1 protein-coding gene is annotated in these 245 nt (G+C 64.5%); it reads right to left on the reverse strand.

What is annotated here, in order from left to right:
* Positions 1 to 202: hypothetical protein (locus Q4563_RS21855; protein WP_303606032.1), on the reverse strand; the 202-nt coding region annotated here is incomplete at its 3' end.
* Between the last annotated feature and the right edge of the window lie 43 nt (positions 203 to 245).

Consider the following 245-nt stretch of genomic DNA (forward strand, 5'->3'; position numbering starts at 1 on the left):
GGGCCTGACTCCCCAGTTCCTGCGGGTTATTGCTCTCCAGCGCGCGATCCAGATCGTCCATCCGCCGGGTCAGCTCGGCAATAAAGCTGTTCAGCATCCGTGGTAACGCCTGCAAAGATGTTTCGGCGGCCAGCTTTTCCAGCGTTGCCTTGTGCAGCAGTCGCGCGTCCTGCTCTGCCTGCGCCGCGGCCTGACGGGCCACACTGGCAGCATGACCCGGTGCATCGTCTGGCGCTGCCTCAGGC

The sequence above is a fragment of the Gilvimarinus sp. 1_MG-2023 genome, from assembly GCF_030548285.1.